Source organism: Roseibium sp. MMSF_3412 (assembly GCF_030733265.1).
In the GTDB taxonomy this organism is placed as follows: domain Bacteria; phylum Pseudomonadota; class Alphaproteobacteria; order Rhizobiales; family Stappiaceae; genus Roseibium.
Window position 1 is genome coordinate 96,100 of record NZ_JASHJI010000010.1, and the last position, 20,340, is coordinate 116,439.

The 20,340-nt window shown below is 60.1% G+C and carries 21 protein-coding genes and 1 other RNA gene; 1 reads left to right on the top strand and 21 read right to left on the bottom strand.

Annotated features, from left to right (window positions below):
* Positions 1-95: 95 nt before the first annotated feature.
* The 15 genes from glmM to ruvC form a co-directional block, all read right to left on the bottom strand.
* The gene (glmM, locus tag RBB49_RS17860; protein WP_306144222.1) at positions 96-1,439 is read right to left on the bottom strand and encodes a phosphoglucosamine mutase; all 1,344 of its coding nucleotides are present in this window, start codon (positions 1,437-1,439) and stop codon (positions 96-98) included.
* Positions 1,440-1,613: 174 nt separating this feature from the next.
* Positions 1,614-3,530, bottom strand: coding sequence for an ATP-dependent zinc metalloprotease FtsH (ftsH, locus tag RBB49_RS17865; protein ID WP_306144223.1), 1,917 nt, complete (start codon positions 3,528-3,530; stop codon positions 1,614-1,616).
* Positions 3,531-3,710: 180 nt separating this feature from the next.
* Positions 3,711-5,075, bottom strand: coding sequence for a tRNA lysidine(34) synthetase TilS (gene tilS, locus RBB49_RS17870; protein ID WP_306144224.1), 1,365 nt, complete (start codon positions 5,073-5,075; stop codon positions 3,711-3,713).
* The gene (gene ybgF, locus RBB49_RS17875; RefSeq protein WP_306144225.1) at positions 5,059-6,021 is read right to left on the bottom strand and encodes a tol-pal system protein YbgF; all 963 of its coding nucleotides are present in this window, start codon (positions 6,019-6,021) and stop codon (positions 5,059-5,061) included. The genes tilS and ybgF overlap by 17 nt, the downstream gene beginning before the upstream one ends.
* 254 nt (positions 6,022-6,275) lie before the next feature.
* Positions 6,276-6,761, bottom strand: a complete 486-nt coding sequence (pal, locus tag RBB49_RS17880) for a peptidoglycan-associated lipoprotein Pal (protein ID WP_306144226.1) — start codon at positions 6,759-6,761, stop codon at positions 6,276-6,278.
* 153 nt (positions 6,762-6,914) lie between these two features.
* On the bottom strand, positions 6,915-8,228 hold the full coding sequence (gene tolB / locus RBB49_RS17885; protein ID WP_306144340.1) for a Tol-Pal system beta propeller repeat protein TolB: 1,314 nt from the start codon (positions 8,226-8,228) through the stop codon (positions 6,915-6,917).
* 236 nt (positions 8,229-8,464) lie between these two features.
* Positions 8,465-9,394, bottom strand: coding sequence for a cell envelope biogenesis protein TolA (locus RBB49_RS17890; protein ID WP_306144227.1), 930 nt, complete (start codon positions 9,392-9,394; stop codon positions 8,465-8,467).
* A 6-nt stretch (positions 9,395-9,400) separates the two neighbouring features.
* Positions 9,401-9,853, bottom strand: a complete 453-nt coding sequence (locus RBB49_RS17895) for a biopolymer transporter ExbD (protein ID WP_306144228.1) — start codon at positions 9,851-9,853, stop codon at positions 9,401-9,403.
* 2 nt (positions 9,854-9,855) lie between these two features.
* A complete protein-coding gene (tolQ, locus tag RBB49_RS17900; RefSeq protein WP_306144229.1) occupies positions 9,856-10,563 on the bottom strand; it encodes a protein TolQ in 708 nt (235 codons plus the stop codon).
* A 266-nt stretch (positions 10,564-10,829) separates the two neighbouring features.
* Complete coding sequence (gene ybgC, locus RBB49_RS17905; protein ID WP_306144230.1) at positions 10,830-11,294, bottom strand: tol-pal system-associated acyl-CoA thioesterase; 465 nt, start codon at positions 11,292-11,294, stop codon at positions 10,830-10,832.
* An 81-nt stretch (positions 11,295-11,375) separates the two neighbouring features.
* Positions 11,376-13,487, bottom strand: coding sequence for a methyl-accepting chemotaxis protein (locus tag RBB49_RS17910; protein WP_306144231.1), 2,112 nt, complete (start codon positions 13,485-13,487; stop codon positions 11,376-11,378).
* A gap of 117 nt (positions 13,488-13,604) precedes the next feature.
* Positions 13,605-14,645 carry a Holliday junction branch migration DNA helicase RuvB gene (gene ruvB / locus RBB49_RS17915; protein ID WP_306144232.1) on the bottom strand — a complete coding sequence of 347 codons (1,041 nt, stop codon included), beginning with the start codon at positions 14,643-14,645 and terminating at the stop codon, positions 13,605-13,607.
* Entirely contained in the window at positions 14,635-14,880 is a 246-nt protein-coding gene (locus tag RBB49_RS17920; protein WP_306144233.1) for an endonuclease, read from the bottom strand. Before RBB49_RS17920 ends, ruvB begins: the two co-directional genes overlap by 11 nt.
* Positions 14,877-15,494, bottom strand: coding sequence for a Holliday junction branch migration protein RuvA (gene ruvA, locus RBB49_RS17925; protein ID WP_306144234.1), 618 nt, complete (start codon positions 15,492-15,494; stop codon positions 14,877-14,879). Before ruvA ends, RBB49_RS17920 begins: the two co-directional genes overlap by 4 nt.
* A complete protein-coding gene (gene ruvC, locus RBB49_RS17930) occupies positions 15,491-16,006 on the bottom strand; it encodes a crossover junction endodeoxyribonuclease RuvC (protein ID WP_306144235.1) in 516 nt (171 codons plus the stop codon). The genes ruvA and ruvC overlap by 4 nt, the downstream gene beginning before the upstream one ends.
* Positions 16,007-16,194: 188 nt before the next feature.
* On the opposite strand from ruvC, the gene RBB49_RS17935 reads away from it, so the two are divergent.
* The gene (locus RBB49_RS17935) at positions 16,195-16,956 is read left to right on the top strand and encodes a sulfite exporter TauE/SafE family protein (protein ID WP_306144237.1); all 762 of its coding nucleotides are present in this window, start codon (positions 16,195-16,197) and stop codon (positions 16,954-16,956) included.
* 3 nt (positions 16,957-16,959) lie between these two features.
* Here RBB49_RS17935 and RBB49_RS17940 read toward each other — a convergent pair whose 3' ends face one another.
* The 6 genes from RBB49_RS17940 to RBB49_RS17965 all read right to left on the bottom strand — a co-directional run bounded on the left by RBB49_RS17940 (position 16,960) and on the right by RBB49_RS17965 (position 20,323).
* Complete coding sequence (locus RBB49_RS17940) at positions 16,960-17,265, bottom strand: MazG-like family protein (RefSeq protein WP_306144238.1); 306 nt, start codon at positions 17,263-17,265, stop codon at positions 16,960-16,962.
* Between the two features lie 111 nt (positions 17,266-17,376).
* Positions 17,377-18,123, bottom strand: coding sequence for a YebC/PmpR family DNA-binding transcriptional regulator (locus tag RBB49_RS17945; RefSeq protein ID WP_306144239.1), 747 nt, complete (start codon positions 18,121-18,123; stop codon positions 17,377-17,379).
* A gap of 99 nt (positions 18,124-18,222) precedes the next feature.
* On the bottom strand, positions 18,223-19,053 hold the full coding sequence (locus tag RBB49_RS17950; RefSeq protein ID WP_306144240.1) for a TIGR00282 family metallophosphoesterase: 831 nt from the start codon (positions 19,051-19,053) through the stop codon (positions 18,223-18,225).
* A 14-nt stretch (positions 19,054-19,067) separates the two neighbouring features.
* On the bottom strand, positions 19,068-19,646 hold the full coding sequence (locus RBB49_RS17955; RefSeq protein WP_306144241.1) for a 5-formyltetrahydrofolate cyclo-ligase: 579 nt from the start codon (positions 19,644-19,646) through the stop codon (positions 19,068-19,070).
* Positions 19,647-19,697: 51 nt separating this feature from the next.
* A non-coding RNA gene (ssrS, locus tag RBB49_RS17960) (6S RNA) lies at positions 19,698-19,851 on the bottom strand.
* Between the two features lie 91 nt (positions 19,852-19,942).
* Positions 19,943-20,323 carry a cell division protein ZapA gene (locus tag RBB49_RS17965; RefSeq protein ID WP_306144242.1) on the bottom strand — a complete coding sequence of 127 codons (381 nt, stop codon included), beginning with the start codon at positions 20,321-20,323 and terminating at the stop codon, positions 19,943-19,945.
* Positions 20,324-20,340 lie beyond the last annotated feature (17 nt).

The following is a 20,340-nucleotide window of genomic DNA, read 5'->3' on the forward strand; positions in this document are numbered from 1 at the left end:
TAACAAAAACTTAATGACACAAGAAAACACGAATGCATGCGGCAGGGCTTCGCCTCGCCGGACGTGATCAACTTGATAAGACCGTAAAATTACCTTCAGGCAGCGGCTGTCGCGACAACACCTGCGATGTCGTTGACGACCTGCTTGACGAGGTCTGCATCATCCCCTTCCGCCATCACGCGAATAAGGGGTTCCGTTCCCGATGCGCGGATCACCAGACGGCCGGATGTTCCGAGCCGCGCCTCACCATCTTCGATGGCGGACCGGACCTTTTCCTGTTCCAGGGGTTTGCCGCTGCTGTAGCGCACGTTTTTGAGGATCTGAGGAACCGGTTCGAAACGGCGGCAGACCTGGGACACGGGCTTGTCCTGGTCCTTGACGCAGGCCAGGACCTGAAGTGCCGCAATCAGCCCGTCGCCCGTGGTTGCGAAATCCGACAGCACAATATGACCGGACTGTTCGCCGCCAACGTTGAAGCCGTTCGCACGCATGTGTTCGACAACATATCTGTCGCCGACCCTTGTTCGCGCCAGATCCAGTCCGATGCTTCCCAGATAGCGTTCCAGGCCGAGGTTGGACATCACCGTGGCGACGATACCCGAGCCGGAAAGGCGCTCGCTGGCCTGCCAGGATTGCGCAACAACGGCCATAAGTTGGTCGCCATCGACCTCCTGACCGTTTTCATCGACGATGATGACGCGATCCGCGTCACCGTCGAGCGCAATGCCGATATCCGCGCGAACCTCGTGCACCTTTTTCGATAGCGCGTCGGTCGAGGTCGAGCCGCATTCCTTGTTGATATTGAAGCCGTCCGGCGTCACGCCCATGGAAATCACGTCGGCACCAAGCTCCCAAAGAGCTTCCGGAGCCACCTTGTACGCCGCGCCGTTGGCACAGTCGATGACGACCCTCAGACCTTCAAGGCTCATTTCCCGAGGCAGGGTTCTCTTGGCAAATTCGATGTATCGCTGCTGAGCGCCATCGATCCGCCTGGCCCGTCCAAGGTCGCCCGGCCCGGCAAGTGCCGGAGTGAGGTCTCCGTCGATCAGGTCTTCGATCTTCCGTTCGATCTCGTCACTCAGCTTGAAGCCGTCCGGACCGAAGAACTTGATGCCGTTGTCGTGAAAGGCGTTATGCGACGCGGAAATCATGACACCGAGGTCGGTTCTGAGCGACCGGGTCAGCATTGCCACGGACGGCGTCGGCATTGGTCCGAGAAGAAAAACGTCCATGCCGACTGAGGTGAAGCCGGCAACAAGAGCCGTTTCCAGCATGTATCCGGACAAGCGGGTGTCCTTGCCGATGACGACGCGGTGCCGGTGGCGTCCGTTCTTGAAGACAAGGCCAGCCGCCATGCCGACCTTCAAGGCCATTTCGGCGGTCATGGGATAGGAGTTGGCTTGTCCGCGAATGCCGTCTGTACCGAAAAACTTGCGCATCGATCATGCCCATCTGAAAACGTTGTTTGCGCCCTTTTATCGCAATTCTGCCGGGGCGTGCTTCAAAATATGTGAGCAAATATTACTATTCACTGACGATCCACAAATGCCAAAAAAATAAAACTGCCCGGCAATGCCGGGCAGTTTCTATCAGGCGTTTCAGGCTGGTTTTCCTCAGGAGGGCTGAGGCTCCATGCCACCGCTCGGTTCGTCTCCGCCGCGCTTGGCGCCTGCGGTCGGAACAGCCGACGAACGTCCGATCGGCTGATCGTCATCCGTGTCGCGAACCGGCGGTTTGCCGTCGAGAAGATCCTTGATCTCGTCACCGGAAAGAGTCTCGTATTCCAGAAGGCCCTTGGCGATCGTGTGAAGCTGATCTTCGTGATCGCGCAGGATCTTGTTCGCGGTTTCATAGCCCTGATTGACAAAGGACTTGATTTCCGCGTCGACGATCTTCTGGGTTTCGTCAGAAACGTTCTGGTTCTTCGCAACCGAATGGCCGAGGAAGACCTCTTCCTGGTTTTCACCGTATAGCAGCGGGCCGAGCTTGTCCGACATCCCGAACTGCGTGGCCATGGCGCGGGCGAGCTTTGTCGCCATCTGGATGTCGCCGGATGCGCCGGAGGTCACTTTTTCATAGCCGAAGATCATTTCTTCCGCGACACGTCCACCCATTGCAACGGCGAGGTCCGCCTTGCACTTGGCGCGCGTCAGCGACACCTGGTCCTTTTCCGGCAGCCGCATCACCATACCAAGCGCACGTCCGCGCGGAATGATGGTCGCCTTGTGGATCGGGTCCGATGCTTCCTGGTGCAGCGCGACCAGCGCATGACCGGCCTCGTGATAAGCGGTCAGTTTCTTCTCTTCCTCGGTCATGACGAGCGTGCGGCGTTCCGCGCCCATCATCACCTTGTCCTTGGCATCCTCGAATTCCGCCATGGTCACGAGGCGTTTGGAACGCCGCGCCGCCAGAAGGGCAGCTTCGTTCACAAGGTTCATGAGGTCCGCGCCGGAGAAGCCCGGTGTACCGCGCGCGAGCGTCTTGACGTCGACATCCGGTGCAAGCGGCACCTTGCGCATATGAACCTTGAGGATCTTTTCGCGGCCGGTGATATCCGGGTTCGGCACGACGATCTGACGGTCGAAACGGCCCGGTCGCAGCAGTGCCGGATCGAGAACGTCGGGACGGTTGGTCGCCGCGATGATGATGATGCCTTCATTGGGCTCGAAACCGTCCATCTCGACCAGAAGCTGGTTGAGGGTCTGTTCGCGCTCGTCGTTACCGCCGCCGAGGCCGGCGCCACGATGACGGCCGACCGCGTCGATTTCGTCAATGAAGATTATGCAGGGCGCGTTTTTCTTCGCCTGTTCGAACATGTCGCGCACCCGCGATGCACCGACACCGACGAACATTTCCACGAAGTCCGAGCCCGAAATCGTGAAGAAGGGAACGTTGGCTTCACCTGCCACGGCGCGCGCGGTCAGGGTTTTACCTGTTCCCGGAGGACCGACAAGCAGTACGCCGCGCGGAATACGGCCGCCAAGCCGCTGGAATTTCTGCGGATCGCGCAGGAACTCGACAATCTCCTGCAGGTCTTCCTTGGCTTCATCGATCCCGGCCACGTCTTCGAACGTCACGCGTCCGTGCGCCTCGGTCAGCAGCTTGGCCTTGGATTTGCCGAAACCCATGGCCTTGCCGCCGGACCCCTGCATCTGCCGCATCACGAAAATCCAGATGCCGAGAATGATCAGCATTGGCAGCCACGAGAACAATGCGCTGAGCAGCGGGGAGTTCTCCGCGGGCGGATTGGCCTTGATCAGCACGCCCTTGCCGCGGAGTTCGTCCACATATTGCGCCCCGTCAGGAGCGTATGTCTGAAAGGCACCACCGCTGTTGTACAATCCGGTGATCTTCTGTTCCTGGATCGTCACCGACCTGACTTCACCATTGTCGACCTGCCTCATGAAGTCGGAATAGGCGATATCATTCGTTGCACCCTGCTGCGCAGGGCTTTGAAACAGCTGGAACAGTGCGATCAATAACAGGGCAATGATGACCCAAAGAGCAAAGTTGCGAAAATGTGCGTTCATTTCGTTCCCTTAACCGCCCAACGCGACTTACTGCACGCGGTTACATTTCTCTAAGAGCGAAGATAGGTCGCCCAAGGCCCGCTGCCAAGGCGGTGCGCCATAATGCGCATATGCGCTGACTAATTTATTAAGCCCGGACCTCTATCAGAAGTTCGCAAAGAGGAAAACCGCAGAATTCCTTCAAAAGACCCGTTTGTCGTCCCTGCCGAGCAATAATCTACCCCGGATCGGCACGCGCTCCAAATCCAAGCTGCAGCTATGGTTATTTTCACCAGTGCGCGATTTCAGGCAGACTTTATGCGCCAGAACCGCTCCCTGTCCGTCCCACACGACCGGAGAACACTCGAAAGCCGATTTAGGCCATCCCTGTGGCCAGATGATGTCTTTGGGCGTGATCGGCGCATGCATCAGCGGTCCAAGCCGCAGCCCCTCGCGGCAAGCCGCATCGGCATCCGCTCCGGGGACTGCGTAACGGTACCGGCGGTCCCAGACACCGCTGCCGGTCACCCCGTCCAGCGTCTCCGGTGGTGTGCGCCCTGCTTCGCGCCAGCACCAAAGCAAAGCCTTGCCTGCCTCGAACGTCGCACCGCAGAGCGTCTGCCGGCCGTCTTGACCGGATAAGAGAAACGCATCGAGTGTTTCCAGCTGCCTGAGGCGCGGCTCCGGCCGTCTGCCGGTCACACCCAGAACCATTTCCTTCAACAGCCGCAAGCGCAGATCCTCCGGCAGGTCCCGGTAGAAACCCCGGTTCATGCGCGCCGGCCCGGAAATGTGATGCTCCAGATGTCTGGAGGCGATGTCGTGCACCACGGTGTCGAGGGCAGCACGGGACCGGCGCATCCGGCCCGCCGTTTCGGAAAGACGTTCTGCCGTCAGGCCCTCCGCTTCCAGAAGAGCCATGATCCGCCGCAGCCGGCTTCTCTTGTATTTCGCGCTGTCGTTGGACGGATCCCGGCACCAGTCGAGGCCACGCTCACAAAGGCTGGCCTCAAGCCGGGTCTTTCGCACACCGAGAAACGGGCGCAGCAGCCGCAGCCCTTCCGGCCCGTCGGGCTCGTCGATGGCCATGGCGCTCAATCCGGAGACGCCGCTGCCGCGCGTCAGGCGGTCGAGAAAGGTCTCGGCCTGGTCGTCCATGTGATGTCCGAGAACCAGAGCCTGCGCCCCTGTCTCGGCAACCCGTTCTGCCATGAGCCTGTAGCGTGCGCGCCGCGCTTCGTCCTGCATGTTGCTGACGGGTTTGATCCCTTCCCAGAGGAGCATCCGCGCTTCCAGGCCGTGCCTGCCGGCCGCATCGCGGACAAACTGTGCTTCAGCGGCACTTTCCGGGCGCAGGCCATGGTCAACAACGAGGATCTCAACGCTGCCGTCCCAGCGATTGCGCTGACGCCACTCGCTGAAAAGGACCAGAAGGCAAAGGGAATCGGATCCGCCGGAGACGGCCAGAGCAAGGTTTGAAAACGGTATCAGTCTTGAAAAAAGCGTGTCGGCCTCGTCAGCGGAAAGTCCGCCGCCGTCGCAGCCGCTGTCAGGAACATTGTGCACGGACACGTTCATCCCGTGCCTGAGACAATACAGCCGGTGCGGCATTGGGGAACTTGTTCAACAGTTCCGAAAAGGTCGCGCAGGCGGCGTCGGATTCGCCCAGGCCGCGCAATGAGACACCCAGTTTCAAAAGGCTGTCCGGGCTTTTGTCATTTCCCGGATAGTCGGTGTATGTCTTGAGGAAAGCGTCGGCCGCACCACGGTAGTCCTGTTGCGCAAGCAGGCTTTCGCCAAGCCAGTATTGCGCGTTCACGACGAGGTTGCTGTCGGGGTAGGTCTCCAGAAATGTCCGGAACCCCCGCTCTGCCCCGGCGTAGTCACCATTGACCGCCATGGAGTAGGCAGCGTCATAGTCGGAATTCGGGTCGCCGCTGCCGATGATGTTGGCGATGGCGTCGTCTTCCGTTCCGATCGACGGACCGGGCACGAGGTCCTGGCCGGTTCCCGGAATTGTTTCCAGCCCGTTCGCCAGCGCGGACAGATCAATCGGACCGTCAGTCGAAAGACCGGGCTCCTCCTGGTAACCGCCGCTCTGATCCCAGGAGCCGTCTCCGGACCCGTTGGCGGGCAGGGTCGCCACACTGCCATTCGGAGCCGTCAGCGTGCCGCTGCGCGGTGTTCCGTCGGCTGCGAGACCGGGAGCCGTGCTGCCCGGTGCACCCGTTGGTGAAAACTCGGACCGTTTGCCGGGTGTTCCACCCTCAAGCTGCTGGAAGCGGTACTCGTTGTCTTCCTGCATGCGGCGCATCTGGTCCTGCATCTCGCGCATCTGGAAGGACAGTTGTTCGATCTGTCCGGTCAGCGTGCGGATACGCTCCTCCAACTGGCCGATCCTCACGGATGAATCGTCTTTCTTCCGCCCGAACAGCTGGGCTTCGGAAGGGCTCGTCGAGACAACAAGGGCAAGCATCACGAACATGCCGGCCAGTGCCTTGAATTTCTGCATTCGGTCCTCCGGGTCACAGATGCATCGACAAAGACAGAAGGGTCACACCAGGTTTCGAACCCGCGAACGCAACTGTCTTGCACAACCAAGTCTTAGCCATGCCCGGCTCTGCACTCAAGGGAGAGAGCGCCCGGACTTCGGCCAAATTTTGACAATCTGTCTTCAGAACGGCAGAAAGCGGCGATTTGCCCACCGGAAAGCAAAGCGGCCGGCGCAGAATGCCGGCCCCGTCAACTCTCTCAACTCTGCTTATATCAGTTGGTGGCGTTGTTCAGCACCGTGACCGCACGCCGGTTCTGGGACCAGCAACTGCTGTCGTTGCAAACCGCGACCGGACGTTCCTTGCCGTAGGAAATCGTCTTGATACGCGAGGCGCTCACGCCCTGTGCAACAAGATAATCACGTGCCGCCTGTGCGCGCCGCGCGCCCAGGGCAATGTTGTACTGCCGGGTGCCGCGCTCGTCCGCGTGCCCTTCAACCGTAATCGTGTATTGCGAATACTTGTTGAGCCACTTGGCCTGGCCAGACAGGGTTGACTGCCCCTGGGCGTTCAGCACGGACTGGTCTTCCTCGAAGAAAACCCGATCGCCGACATTGACGACAAAATCCTGGCCCGTGCCCGGCTTCACGTTACTGGAAAGCCCATCCGGCTTCGTCTGGGCACATGCTGCCGCAAACAGGAGCGCAAAGCAGACGACAAGCCATCTTGCACCCTGACCGGCAAATTCTTTTTTCAACATTCCCGTCTCCTACATCCCCAGCCCGTCAACCCGACTTCGGTTCCATCCGGTTTTAGGTAAACGCTTTCTAGCCAAACCTGGTTAAGGGCGTCTTTTCAAACATGGTTAACAGGACATGACGTGCCTGTTTTCAGGCCGGCATCATGTCCAATTTCAGTTGATCAGCGGCGACCAGGACGGATCCGACGCGAATGCCGGGGTGTCCACGCGCTGTTCGTTGTACCCGGTCAGATCAACGGTCCAGACCTGCGGTCCGCCATTGGCACCGGGGGTGTCGCGGAAAAACACCAGAACACGGCCGTTTGGAGACCAGGCAGGTCCCTCGTTGTGATAGCCCTCGGTGAGGATACGCTCGCCCTTGCCGTCCGGGCCCATGACACCGATCATGAAGCGGCCCTGGTGCTGCTTGGTAAAGGCGATCAAATCTCCGCGAGGCGACCAGACCGGCGTCGAGTAGCGCCCGGGACCGAAGGAAATACGCTGCGCTTCGCCGCCGCCGGCATTCATCACGTAGAGCTGCTGGCTCCCGCCCCGGTCGGACTCAAAGACGATCTGGCGGCCGTCCGGAGAAAAGGACGGGCTTGTGTCGATCGCGGCGGTGTTGGTCAGGCGGGTCGTCCGGCGCGACCTGAGGTCCATCATGAATATATTGGCATTGCCGCCCTGCTGCAGGCTCATCACAACGCTTTGTCCGTCCGGCGAAAAGCGCGGCGCGAAGGTCATGCCCGGAAAATTGCCGACGATCTCGCGCTGCCCGGTTTCAATATTGAGCAGATAAACACTCGGATCGGCACCGCCGTAGGACATGTAGGTGATTTCCTGGCTTGTCGGCGAAAAGCGTGGCGTCAGCACGAGGTCATCGCCCCTGGTCAGATAGCGCACGTTGGCGCCGTCCTGGTCCATGATCGCCAGCCTCTTGACCCGCTTGTCCTTGGTGCCGGTTTCATCGACAAAGACGATCCGCGTGTCGAAATACCCCTTTTCGCCGGTCAGGCGCTCGTAGATCGCGTCGGAGATGATATGCGCCAGACGCCGCCAGTTTTCCGGCGTCGTGTAGAACTGCTGGCCGAGCATCTGCTCCTGCGCGAAGACATCCCACAGGCGGAACTCGGCGCGAAGCCGCCCGTCAGGCTGCTTGATCACCGTACCGGTCACCAGCGCCTGCGCGCTGATCTGACGCCAGTCGCCAAACCGTGGTGTCGAGTTTACGCTCATGTTTTTCTGAATGAAACTTGCCGGGTCCAGCGGATTGAAAAGGCCGGACCGCCTGAGATCCGCGGCAATCACGCCGGTCATGTCGGCCGCCAGCTTGCTGTCGCCGCCTTCCGCGGAAAAGTCCGGGAGGGCAATCGGCAGAGGTTCGATATTTCCGCCACGGATGTCGATCTCCACGAGCGCATGGGCCGATGGAAGCGCGAGCAGAAGCATGCCCAGAGCAATGGCGAGGGTCCTTGATGCCGCGATCATTTTCGCACCAATTCGATCAAAGCTGTCGGTCTTCATAATCTAGCCTGGCCTCCTGCCAATCAAGCGCGTTCCGTACCCAAGGTGATGGACTCATAAATGAGGCCGGAATGGTTTGAGGTGGCTTCACCCCGTGGTGTCAGCGTGCTCGACCGGGCAGGAAGCCCGCTCCGCACACCCTTCCTGACGGGATTTCGCCATTTCGCATGCCATTTCAGTCTCATTTATGGGTCCATCACCTAGCCATTTGGATACAATGTTGGCTGCATTGTGTTCCAACCGTTCGGTCCGTCGTACTTTTCACGCGGAAGGATTGAGAAACCGCCTTCCGCATCGACCCTGTAAACCGCCCTGAGCGCTGCTGATGCCAGAGCCTGGAACCGCGGATCGGGGTGAGAGTTTTCAACCGTCGGCGCGCCGGACAGTTTACCCTGCGGCGACAGTTTGAACCGGACGATCACCTTCAGGTCTGACGGATACTGGTCGGGCAGACGGCTCCACTTTTCGCGGATCATCTGCGCGATCACATCCTTCTCGTTCGCCGAAAGTCCGGCATGTTGCACGCCGTTGCGTGTCCCGGCCGATGCCGGCGCCTGGGACGTGGACGTGTTGGCAAGCGCCTGGTTGACCTTGTTCAGGAGATCCGGGTTATCGGCGACCTGGATTTCTTCCGGCTTTTCCTCGGTGCGCGTAGGCGGCGCCGGCTTGGACCTCGGAACCGCGCTGGTAACGATCGGCTGAGGCTCGGGCGGTGCCTGCTGCGGCTCTTCCGCGGGCTCGGGCTCCGGTGCAGGTTCTGCAACAGGAGCCGGTTCAGGCTCGGGGTCGGGCGCGGTGATGGGTTCGGGTGCCGGCGTGGGAGCCGGTGCCGGTGCCGGTGTCGGCGGCGGCGGTGTTGCGGCGACTGGCGCAGGTTCAGGCGCTACGGTTTCTGCCGGTTCGGGCGGTTCGGGCTGCGGATTCTCGACAGGCTTCGGTGCTGGAGCGGCTTCGATGTCACCGTCGGTTTCGCCGATCTGGATTTCCGTCAGTTCGCTGAGCGACACAAGTTCGACCGGAAGGGAATCGACAACCGGTTCCGGAAAGCTCTCTGCGCCCGGCAAGGCCACCAGGCCCCAGACCAAAATAACCGTATGACCGGTCAAAGACGCGATGAGACCTGCGCGCATGACGCGTTACGAGTCCCGTTCTTCCAGAGTGACAAGGCCCAAGCGTTTGAAACCGGCCGCATTGATGCGGCCCATGAGTTTCATCATTGTTCCGTAATCGGCATCCTGGTCACCGCGCACATAGATACGCTCCTCGTATCCATTGGCCGCGATGGCCTCGAGTTTCGGCACCACTTCATCGAGGATGATCGGCGTGTCCTGTATGAAGATTTCACCGGCCGAATTCACCGAGATGGTGATCGGCTCCGTATCTCCCTCAAGTGCTTTCGCCTGCGTTTCGGGCAGATCGATCGGCACGCCGACCGTCAAAAGCGGCGCTGCGACCATGAAGATGATCAGGAGCACGAGCATCACGTCCACGAAGGGCGTGACGTTGATTTCGGTCATCAGAATCGCGCGTCTGCGGCGGCGTCCGCGACGCCCGCCTCCTGCCTGCCCGCTACCGACCTGCATGGCCATCGTCAGCCCCTTTCGTCGATCTGCCGGGACAGGATCGCGGAGAATTCGTCTGCGAAACCTTCCATGCGGGCGACCGCCTTGCCGACGTCGGAGGCGAACTTGTTATAGGCAATCACCGCAGGGATCGCGGCAAGCAGCCCCAGCGCCGTTGCAAACAGCGCTTCGGCGATCCCCGGCGCGACAACGGCAAGATTTGTGCTTTCCGAAGCCGCGATCGCCTGAAAGGCGGTCATGATGCCCCAGACCGTTCCGAAGAGGCCAATGAATGGCGCAGCCGACCCGACGGTCGCAAGGATCAACAGCCTTGCTTCAAGCCGTTCGGCTTCCCGCTGGATGGTGACATCCATGACCCGGTCAATGCGTTGCTGCAAGGAACCGATCGCGGGTTTGGCTCCCTCGTGACTGCGTTTCCACTCGCGCATCGCCGCAACGAACAGTGCCGCCATGGAGTGATTGACCCGGTTGTGGAGCGTTCCGTAGAGCTCTTCCAGGGACTGGCCCGACCAGAACACCGTTTCGAATCGGGTCATCTGCCGCCGTGTACGGCCCATCAGGAGGACCTTGTCGACAATGATCGCCCAGCACCAGACCGATGCCGCCAAGAGGCCGATCATCACGACCTTCACGACGAAATGCGCCTGCCAGAACAGCGAGAAAAAAGAAAGATCGCCTTCCGGCGCTGCCAATGTCGATTGGACAAGTGTTTCCATAAATTCAATGACCCCTTGGCCGTCTGACGTTGTCTTTTCCTAAGTCTCCGGACGCTGCCGCAACAGGCCGGTTTCAAAACGCCAGCATTCGATCGCCAGCCGCCTCTGTGACGTTTGAATTTGTCAAAACTGGGACTTTGCCGCGTAAAGCGCGCCCTTCTTAAAAGGAATCAATTAAGGTTACTGCAAGATTAACGCGGCGATCTGTTTTACAACATTTTACCGTGTTCTTTTGGCCGGGTGGCCTTAACTCTCGCTAAAATCATTCATTCTTCGGGAAAATCGCTCGGAGCATGCGCGGCGAGTTTTTCCGACAGCGACACGGGCAGGCGTGTCGGCCGCCCCTCGCCGGTGATCACGGCAACGGTCACGGCGGCTGAAACCAGCAGTTCTTCGCCCCGGTAGGCCAGCTGATCCAGTTTTATTCTGGCTCCCCTGTATTCGGAAAGGCTTGTGTGGATCTCCAGCGTATCGTCGATTCGGGCCGGCTTTTGGAAGTCGAGCGTCATCCCGCGAACGGCAAAGGCCAGCGGAGGACCGTGCCTGCCATCGGCAAGAGCCTTGTGGTGGATGCCGATGAGGCGCAGGAAATCCGACCGCGCCCGCTCGAAAAAACGCACATAGGCACCGTGATAGACAATGCCGGTGAAATCGGTGTCTTCGTAGTAGACGCGAACGGGAAGCACGTGACCGCCGTCTTCGAGGCGTCCAGACAAGTCCGGCCAATGCATTGCGAAACGGTCCTTTCGTTCAAACAGCCAAAGGCCGCCCGGTCTGAGGACCGGGCGGCCTTTGCATACCTAGGCGCTGACTTAAGCGGCTGCAACCTCGGACAGGAATTTCTCGACGGAGGCGCGCAGGTGTTCGGCCTGCTGCTTCATCTCGATCGTGGCCTGAAGCATGTCCCCGACCGCGGCCGAATTCTCCTCGACACCCTGGTTCAGGGACACGACCGTCGTGGCAACGCTGCGCGTTCCGTCTGCGGCTTCTGCAACGTTGCGGGAAATCTCGCTTGTGGCCGATCCCTGCTGCTGGACCGCATCGGAAATCGTCGTGGTGTAGGAATTGACCTCCTCGACCGATTCCGAAACGCGGGCAATCTCCTCGACCGCTTCCGAGGTCGATGCCTGGATCGCGGAAATCTGTGCGGAGATTTCTTCCGTAGCCTTGGCGGTCTGACCGGCAAGAGACTTCACCTCGGACGCGACGACCGCAAACCCCTTGCCGGCATCACCGGCCCGCGCGGCTTCAATGGTTGCGTTCAGCGCAAGAAGGTTGGTCTGTTCCGCAATCTCGGAGATGAGCGACAGGACGTCGCCAATCTTGTTGGCAGCTTCTGCCAGTCCCGAAATCTTGGAGTTCGAGCTTTGCGCCGCCATCGTCGTCTGTTCCACGATCGATGCCGTTGTCTCGACCTGCCGCGAGATTTCCGAAATGGAAGCATTCAGCTCTTCGGTGGCCGAAGCCACCGCCTGAACGTTTGACGAGGCGTTTTCCGACGTTGAAACGGCCGTCTGACCCTGTTCGGACGCGGACGCCGACCGCTCGTTGAGGGCCGAGGACACATCTTCAACGCGCGCGATGTTGGTTTCCACCAGTTCCAGGACCGACTGGGATTCGGCACGGAAATCCGCGATCAGGGAATCGATCAGCTTTTCACGCTTCTCGCGGGCGATGTGGCCCACCTTGCGTTCCGCCGCGAGTCGTTCCCGTTCGACGGAATTGTCCTTGAACACCTCGATACAGCGCGCCATGCGGCCAATCTCGTCCTGGCGCTCCGTCGCCTCGACGGCAACTTCAAGATCGCCATCGGCAATCCGGCTGGCGGCGACGGCCAGGTTTTCCATTGGCGCGAACATGCGGCGCGTGATCCACCAGATCAGGCCGACGATCGGGACAAGACACAGGAAGCCTGAAATGACGGCACCATAGGTGATGCGGTCGGCCGCGGCGGATAGCTCCGTCTGCTTCACTGCCTGCACAACACCGTAGGGCGTGTTTTCGAAGGTGTTCTCCGCCTCGGCGAACCGATAGTCGGCTCCGTCAAGGCTGATCAGGCGGTCACCCGATGCGATGTCCGCCATGTTGTGAACGATGGCGGCATCTCCGGCCCCATCGAGCTTGACCAGTTTCCCGAAGGCATCGACCAGAAAGATCTGTTCACTCGAACCGATCCCGGTCGGCTCATTGAGGAGCGAGGCGAGCTTCTGCATGTCGGCGGTGAACGCGACTGCACCGAAGAAACGGTCGAGATAGAACACCGGAGCTGCAAGGACGAGCGACACCGAATTGCCGGGTCCGGCCACGAAGCCCGAGGAATAAATCTGGCCGGCCTCAAGCGTTTCCGCCTTGGCCGCCTCGTAGAGGCTGCCCATGGCCAGTTGCACCGGGTTGCCTTTTATACTCTCGTCTTCGACGTGAAAGGCGAATTCGGGACCCTTCTTGTAGGTGTAGGTGATGAAGCCGTCCGGATTGGCGAGGGCCGCGTCGGAAAAAAGGCCCTGCGAGATGACGTCCTGATAAACCGGGTGAACAACCTTGTGATTGTTCACGTAGTAGTTGGATTCAGCCGGCTCGGTCAAAAGGTGACGTTCATGCGGCGGGTTCGGATTGTCTTCAACGAAGATCTTGCGAAGCGTTTCATTCTGACCCTCCTTCAAGTTCTTCCAGCCGACCATTGTCTTCATGAGGCTGTCCTTGGCCTCTTCAAGCGAGACGAAGAACTTGGCACTGTACGTGATCTGGTCGAGCGCCAGCTCGAGCACTTTCTGTTTGGCCTTGGTCGCACTCTGCAGGCTGTTATCCGCCTGGCCGTTCGCGACATCCCGCGACAAGGTTGATGTGACCGTTACGATTGCCACACACATGGTGAGTGCCCCGGCCAGGAACATGAGTGCCAGTTTTGAAGAAAGACGTTTGCGCATCGAGACCCCCGAATAATTACGAGGACAATTAGAATAAATTCGCCAACAAATGCTTAACCATACCACCTATCCGAGAAGGTGAATGCTTGGAACGGCGAATTGTTTCAGGTGAACGGATCAGTCCGGGTCGGTAAAGAGGCCCATCTGCGACACCTCAGACCTCTCCGGTGCTGCAAGACCGAGATGCGAGAACGCCATCGGGGTCAGCAGACGCCCCCTTGGAGAGCGCTGCAGGAATCCGTTCTGGATGAGATAGGGTTCGACGATTTCCTCGATCGCGTCCCGCGGCTCCGACAGCGCCGCCGCGATGGTCTCGATCCCGACGGGACCGCCGCCGAAATTGACGGCAATCTGTTTGAGATATCTGCGATCGAGCCCGTCCAGGCCTGCGCTGTCGACTTCAAGCTGCAGGAGCGCCCGGTCGGCAAGCGCCATGTCCACGCGATCAATGCCTTCCACGACCGCGAAATCCCGGACCCGGCGCAGGAGCCGTCCCGCGATACGCGGTGTCCCGCGTGAGCGCTTTGCGATTTCGCGCGCACCGTCTTCCGCCATGCCGATGCCCAGGATCGCAGCGCCGCGCTTGACGATGTGTTCCAGCTCCTCGACCGTGTAGAACTGAAGACGGACCGGAATTCCGAAACGGTCCCGCAAAGGTGTTGTCAGCAGCCCGAGCCGCGTCGTCGCCGCCACAAGCGTGAACTTGGCGAGATCGATCTTGACCGAGCGGGCCGCAGGACCTTCACCGATGATCAGATCGAGCTGGTAGTCCTCCATCGCCGGGTAGAGCACTTCCTCGACCGCCGGATTGAGACGATGGATCTCGTCAATGAAAAGAACGTCCCGTTCTTCCAGATTGGTGAGAAGTGCGGCCAGATCCCCGGCTTTGGCAATAACGGGGCCGGAGGTTGCCCGGAAGTTGACGCCCAGCTCGCGCGCCATGATCTGTGCAAGTGTTGTTTTCCCGAGGCCCGGCGGACCGACGAACAGAACGTGGTCGAGCGCTTCACCGCGCGCCTTCGCCGCCCCGATAAACACCTTCAGGTTTGCGCGTGCTTGCGCCTGACCGACAAAGTCGTCCAGCGCCTGCGGACGCATGGTGCTGTCAATCTCGTCACCGCGGATTTCGGGCGTGACAATCCGGGTATCATCCGACATGGCTTACCACAACAAACAGGAGCACGATGAGCAGGATCGACCACGCGACCCTGAAAGCATAAAATTTCCGGAACTGGCTGCGCACAAAGGGATCATCCGTATCGATGCGCCGACCCTTGATGGCAAATTGCCGGTCCCCGACAGACTGGGAGAACTTGTGGTCGAGATACATGATCCCGCCGATACCCAGCACGACGAACACGACGGCAATGACGGCATAGGTGAACGCGATCATCCGGCAAGTTCCTTCAGGCCAAGTCGGATCAGGGTTTCCGTCGATGCCTCGTCGCCGGCCGATTGCATCGCCTTGGCAACGGCGGCGCTCGCCTGCGCCTGCGCATAGCCCAGATTGACCAGCGCGGAGACAGCTTCGGCGACCGGACGCGCGGCAACATTGTCGGTAACACTTTGCGACACGGCAATCGTCCCCTGATCGACGCTCGCCAGGGCCGGGGCCTTGTCCTTGAGTTCGCTCAATATGCGTTCGGCAACGCGTTTGCCGACACCAGGCGCCCGTGAGATGGTGGCCTTGTCGCCAAGCGCGATTGCGTTCGCAACTTCACTTGCCTTCAGGATACCGAGGATACCGAGCGCGACCTTGGCACCAACGCCCTGAACCGTCATCAGAATGCGGAACCATTCGCGCTCAGCCTCGTGTCCGAAACCGAAAAGACGGATCATGTCTTCCCGCACGATGGTTTCGATGAACAGGACGGCAGCTTCTCCGGGCCTCGGCAGCCCCTGCAGGATACGGGAGGGACAGTGCACCTGGTAGCCGACGCCATGCACATCGAGAATGACGTGGTCTTCACCGTAACTGTCGATGGTGCCTTTCAGTTTGCCGATCATGCCGCCCCCTGCGCCATGAGGCGTGCCGACCCGCTGCCGCGATGCTGCGCATGGCAGATGGCGATGGCCAGCGCATCAGCGGCATCGTCTGAATTGAAGGTTGCCCTGGGCATGAGGATCTTCACCATCGCGCGGATCTGCTCCTTTTCCGCATGGCCCGTGCCGACCACCGTTTTCTTGACAAGGTTCGGCGCATATTCGGCGACCGGCAGGCCGGCAAGAGACGGCACGAGCAACGCTATGCCGCGCGCCTGACCGAGTTTCAGCGTCGCGCCGGCATCCTTGTTCACGAATGTATGTTCAACGGCCGCTTCCATCGGATCATGCTCACGCACGATCGCGGACAGCCCGTCATGCAATTCGACAAGGCGCTCTGCAAGGCTCTTCTTGTTGTCGGACGTCACTGTTCCCGACGCAATGAACGACAACCGGTTTCCGGCTGTCTCGATCATGCCCCAGCCGGTGCGCCGCAGTCCCGGGTCAATACCGAGCAATCGAATCGCATGTGTCATGGAACAAAGCGGTAACAAAACTTGAGCACCGATGCCAGCGAAAGCGGGCAGGACCGCCTGAAAGACTGTCCAAAACCGGTTCGGCCACACCGGATGGACAAAGTTCATGCGGAATTGGTCGCAATCGCAAAAAAATCGGTCAATGATGGCCCAGTCACCGCCTTGTCTCCGAGTGCCTGCGAGCCTGGATGTCCGCCCTGTTCGAACCCTTTTCTCCCGACCTATTGCTGTTCCTCGCAATTGTCCTGTTTGTTGCCGGGTGCGTGCGCGGATTTACGGGTTTTGGCGCCGGCATGATCTTCATACCGGTCGCTGCCAGCATTTTGCCGCCATCGGTTGCCGCAGCCACCTTCCTGGTCGTCGACAGCATCGTCACGCTGCCGCTGTTGGTCCGCGCGGTGAAGACCTGCCTGTGGCGCACGGTGCTGCCCGCCGTTCTCGGCGCGATCCTTTTCGTTCACCTGGGAGCCTGGCTGCTGGCGACCGCGAATGTCCTGGTGCTGCGCTGGATCATCTTCGCGATCGTCGTCAGCCTTTTGGGTCTGCTCATGTCCGGCTGGCGGTACCATCGCCCGCCTCATCCCGCCGTTTCGTTCGCCACAGGCGGGGTATCGGGTGTCCTGGGCGGCGTCTCGCAGGTCTCAGCCCCGCCGGTCGTCGCCATGTGGCTCTCCAGTTCCAGCGATCCGCTGGTGGTCAGGGCCAACCTGATTGTCTTTTTCACCCTGGCGAGCGTCGGAACTTTCGCCGCCTATGCAATGCACGGCTTTTTCACGGCTGACGTGGCGCGCCTGCTCATCGTCGCGGCACCGGTCTATGGACTGGCGCTCTTTCTGGGGGCAAGGGGCTTCGGCAGGGCAAGACCGGCAGTCTACAGAAAGACTGCCTATGTGCTGATTGCGCTCGCCGCGCTGACCAGCATGCCGGCGCTCGATTTCCTGTTGCGATGAATCTCAGCTTTCGCGGGGCTCGAGCTTTTCGCTCCACTTGGCGCATTTGAGCGTCATCAGCCTGTCGAGCTCGGCTTCGAAATCTTCACGGCTGTCGGAGACATGCGCCAGAAGACTGAGCGACACGATCGCGGCATCGACCGCTTCCTCGCGCACATCGGCAAGCGAGTGGTTCTTGTAGGCGCTTCCCGGTGCCTTCGTCACAGACAAGACCGCCTGTGCAAGTTCACCTGCTTCCTCGGACAGTTTCAGGGCCCGCTCCTGAAGCGATTTCGGATCGGCCTTCGTCAGATCGTATATTTTATCCATGGATTTCTCTGATGCGCTCTGTCTTGACGGTCAGCCGCACGCAGCTGGCACCGCGCGTGGTCACAAAAAACCCCGGCCGGGCCGGGGTTTACAAACCAGGAACAGCAAACCTCAGGAGGCGAGCGCCGCCATGGTTTCCTCGTCCACGTCGAAATTCGAATAGACATTCTGCACGTCGTCGTCGTCTTCCAGCATGTCGATCAGCTTCATCAGGGTCTGCGCCTTGTCGGCATCGACCGGTGTCAGGTTCTGCGGCTTCCAGATGATCTTGGTGGAGTCCGCTTCGCCCAGCGCTTCTTCCAGCGCCTTGGCGACATCGTTCAGATCTTCAAAGGCGGCGTAGATCGTGTGGCCGCTTTCGTCGGACTGCACGTCTTCCGCGCCGGCCTCGATGGCAGCTTCAAGCACGGCTTCGGCCTCTCCGGCCTCGGGCTTGTAGATAACCTCTCCGACCCGGTCGAACATGAAGGAAACAGAACCGGTCTCCCCGAGAGAACCGCCGCATTTGGTGAAATAGGAGCGAATGTTCGAGGCCGAGCGGTTGCGGTTGTCGGTCAGCGCTTCAACGACCACGGCAACACCTGCCGGCCCGTAGCCCTCGTAGCGGATCTCTTCGTAGTTGTCGCCGTCACCGGACTGGGACTTGTTGATCGCCCGCTGAATGTTGTCCTTGGGCATCGACTGCGCTTTCGCGTTCTGCACGGCAAGGCGCAGGCGCGGGTTCGAGTCCGGATCCGGATCGCCCATCTTCGCGGCAACGGTGATTTCCTTGGAAAGCTTGGAAAACATCTTCGACCGCGCCGCATCCTGGCGGCCCTTGCGGTGCATGATGTTCTTGAATTTTGAATGGCCTGCCATGGCTCTTCTCGGCTCTTTGGATCTGATCTTGACGAAAACTGCGCCGCTTATAGGCAAATTGACGCTGAAAATCCAGCGCCCTCGCGATGACCGGTCGGATCAGCCCTGACCTGTCCAGAAATCCGGCAGGACAGGCTCCAAAAGGCCCCCGATGCGCACCGGTGCGATCCGTTCCGCAAGACCCGTCCGCTCATCGGTCTCGATGGCCACGCCGCAGATGGTCGCGACCCCCGATGCAGGCGCGAAACGCGAACCGGGGATCTTGCGCTGGAACCGGTTCACCGGTTCTTCCTTGTCCATTCCAAGAACGCTGTCATAAGACCCGCACATTCCGGCATCCGACATATAGGCGGTTCCCTGCTCCAGGATCTGATGATCCGCCGTCGGCACATGTGTGTGCGTACCGACGACAAGACTGACACGTCCGTCGAGGAAATGCCCCATGGCTTGCTTCTCGCTGGTCGCTTCCGCGTGCATGTCGACGATGATCGCATCGGCGACATCGCCGAGCGGACATTCGTTCACCACCCTGTCGATCGCGGCGAACGGATCGTCCATCGCATCCATGAAGACACGCCCCATGACATTTGCCACCATCACCTGCGCACCATTGCGGGCGGTAAATAGATGAGCGCCTCGCCCCGGCGTCCCGGCAGGATAGTTGACCGGGCGCAACAACCTGTCCTGGCGTTCGATATAGACAAGCGTATCGCGCTGGTCCCAGACATGATTTCCGGTGGTGACGACGTCGGCCCCGGCATCGAGAACGTCTCTGAGGATCGCTTCGGTTATTCCGAACCCGGCAGCCGCATTTTCACCATTGACGATCACGAAATCGAGCTGATTGGCCTCGACCAGACCCGGCAGACGTTCAATAACCGCACTGCGTCCGGTCCGGCCCACCAGATCGCCAAGAAACAAAATACGCATACACCCTCGCCTGCTCAGCCGAACGGCCGGTAGCCGTGTTCGGTAAGAATTCCGTTCAAGGGCTTGTCATGCGCTTCTGCGGGCACGCGGTCAACCTCCTGAAGGGAAAACGCGACGCCGATACACAGCACAGGTCCGGACCTTTCAAGTGCCGAAATCGCGGTATCGTAGAACGCCCTTCCATACCCGATCCGGTTTCCGGCTGAATCGAACCCCGCCAGCGGCATCAGCAGAACATCGGGGCGGACTTCTTCAGCCGCTTCGCTCGGTTCGCGGCACCCGAACCCGGCTTCGACCAGCTCCGTGTCCCGTTCAAGATGCCGGAAAATCAGGCCTGGCCCGCTCATGACGGGCAAACTCAGCTTGTGGCCTTTCTGGCGCAACAGGTCCAGAAGCGGTCGCGGATCGATCTCGTCGCGGATCGGCCAGAAGCCGGCAACGACCGCACCGTCCGGCAGGGGCAGGGAATGACCGTGATCGACCAGTTGAAGGCTCTTCTCGATCCGCTCGAGTTCGTCCATGCTGCGCCGCCGGGCAAGAACCTCTTTTCTCAGGCCGGCCTTTGCGGCTCCAGGAGTAGAAACGTCGCTCATGCCCCTCACAAGGTCCCGGTTTAATTTGAAATCTCAGGTCAGCCTGGGATAGGCGCAGCCGTCCGACCGTTGGAATTGCAATCCCGGGAAACCTACAATGTAGGTGGGCGCCGTGTGCAACGGACCACGGCCCAGAGCAGGGACAGCTCCCGAGGGAATGCGTAAGGCCCCGGGGAAATATTCCTGACGTATCGGGCAGCCGCAGCTATCGCATATAGCCTCGCTCCGGCGCAATTACCAGTGCAGGGTCGAGTTCATTGAAAAGGAAAATAGTTTCGCAAGAAACGCTTCCGGGATCAGGAAGGTTCCTGTGGCCTCAGGCTCGACGTCAGACCCTCAGCGAGACTTTCGATCCGCGCGGCGGCCGTGTTGACGGCGCGGGAAAGTTCTTCCTCGTTCTGGCTCATGTTGTCGAGAGCCGCGACCTGTTGCTGACGGGCCTCGGCGATCTGCGCTTCAAGATCGGCCAGTTTCCGTTCAAGCTCGGACAGCTGGTCCGTTGCCATGATTCCGGCCATGACCGTCAGCCGCTGGTCGCCGATTTCTCCGAACGCGCCCTTGAGTTCGTTGATCCAGCCGTCGAAACGGGCGGCGAGGCCCATCAACCGGTCTTCCTCGCCGTCGTCGCAAGCCATCCGGAAGGACTTGCCATTGATCGTGACCGTTATCTGCGCCATTCGTCGTCGGTCTCCCG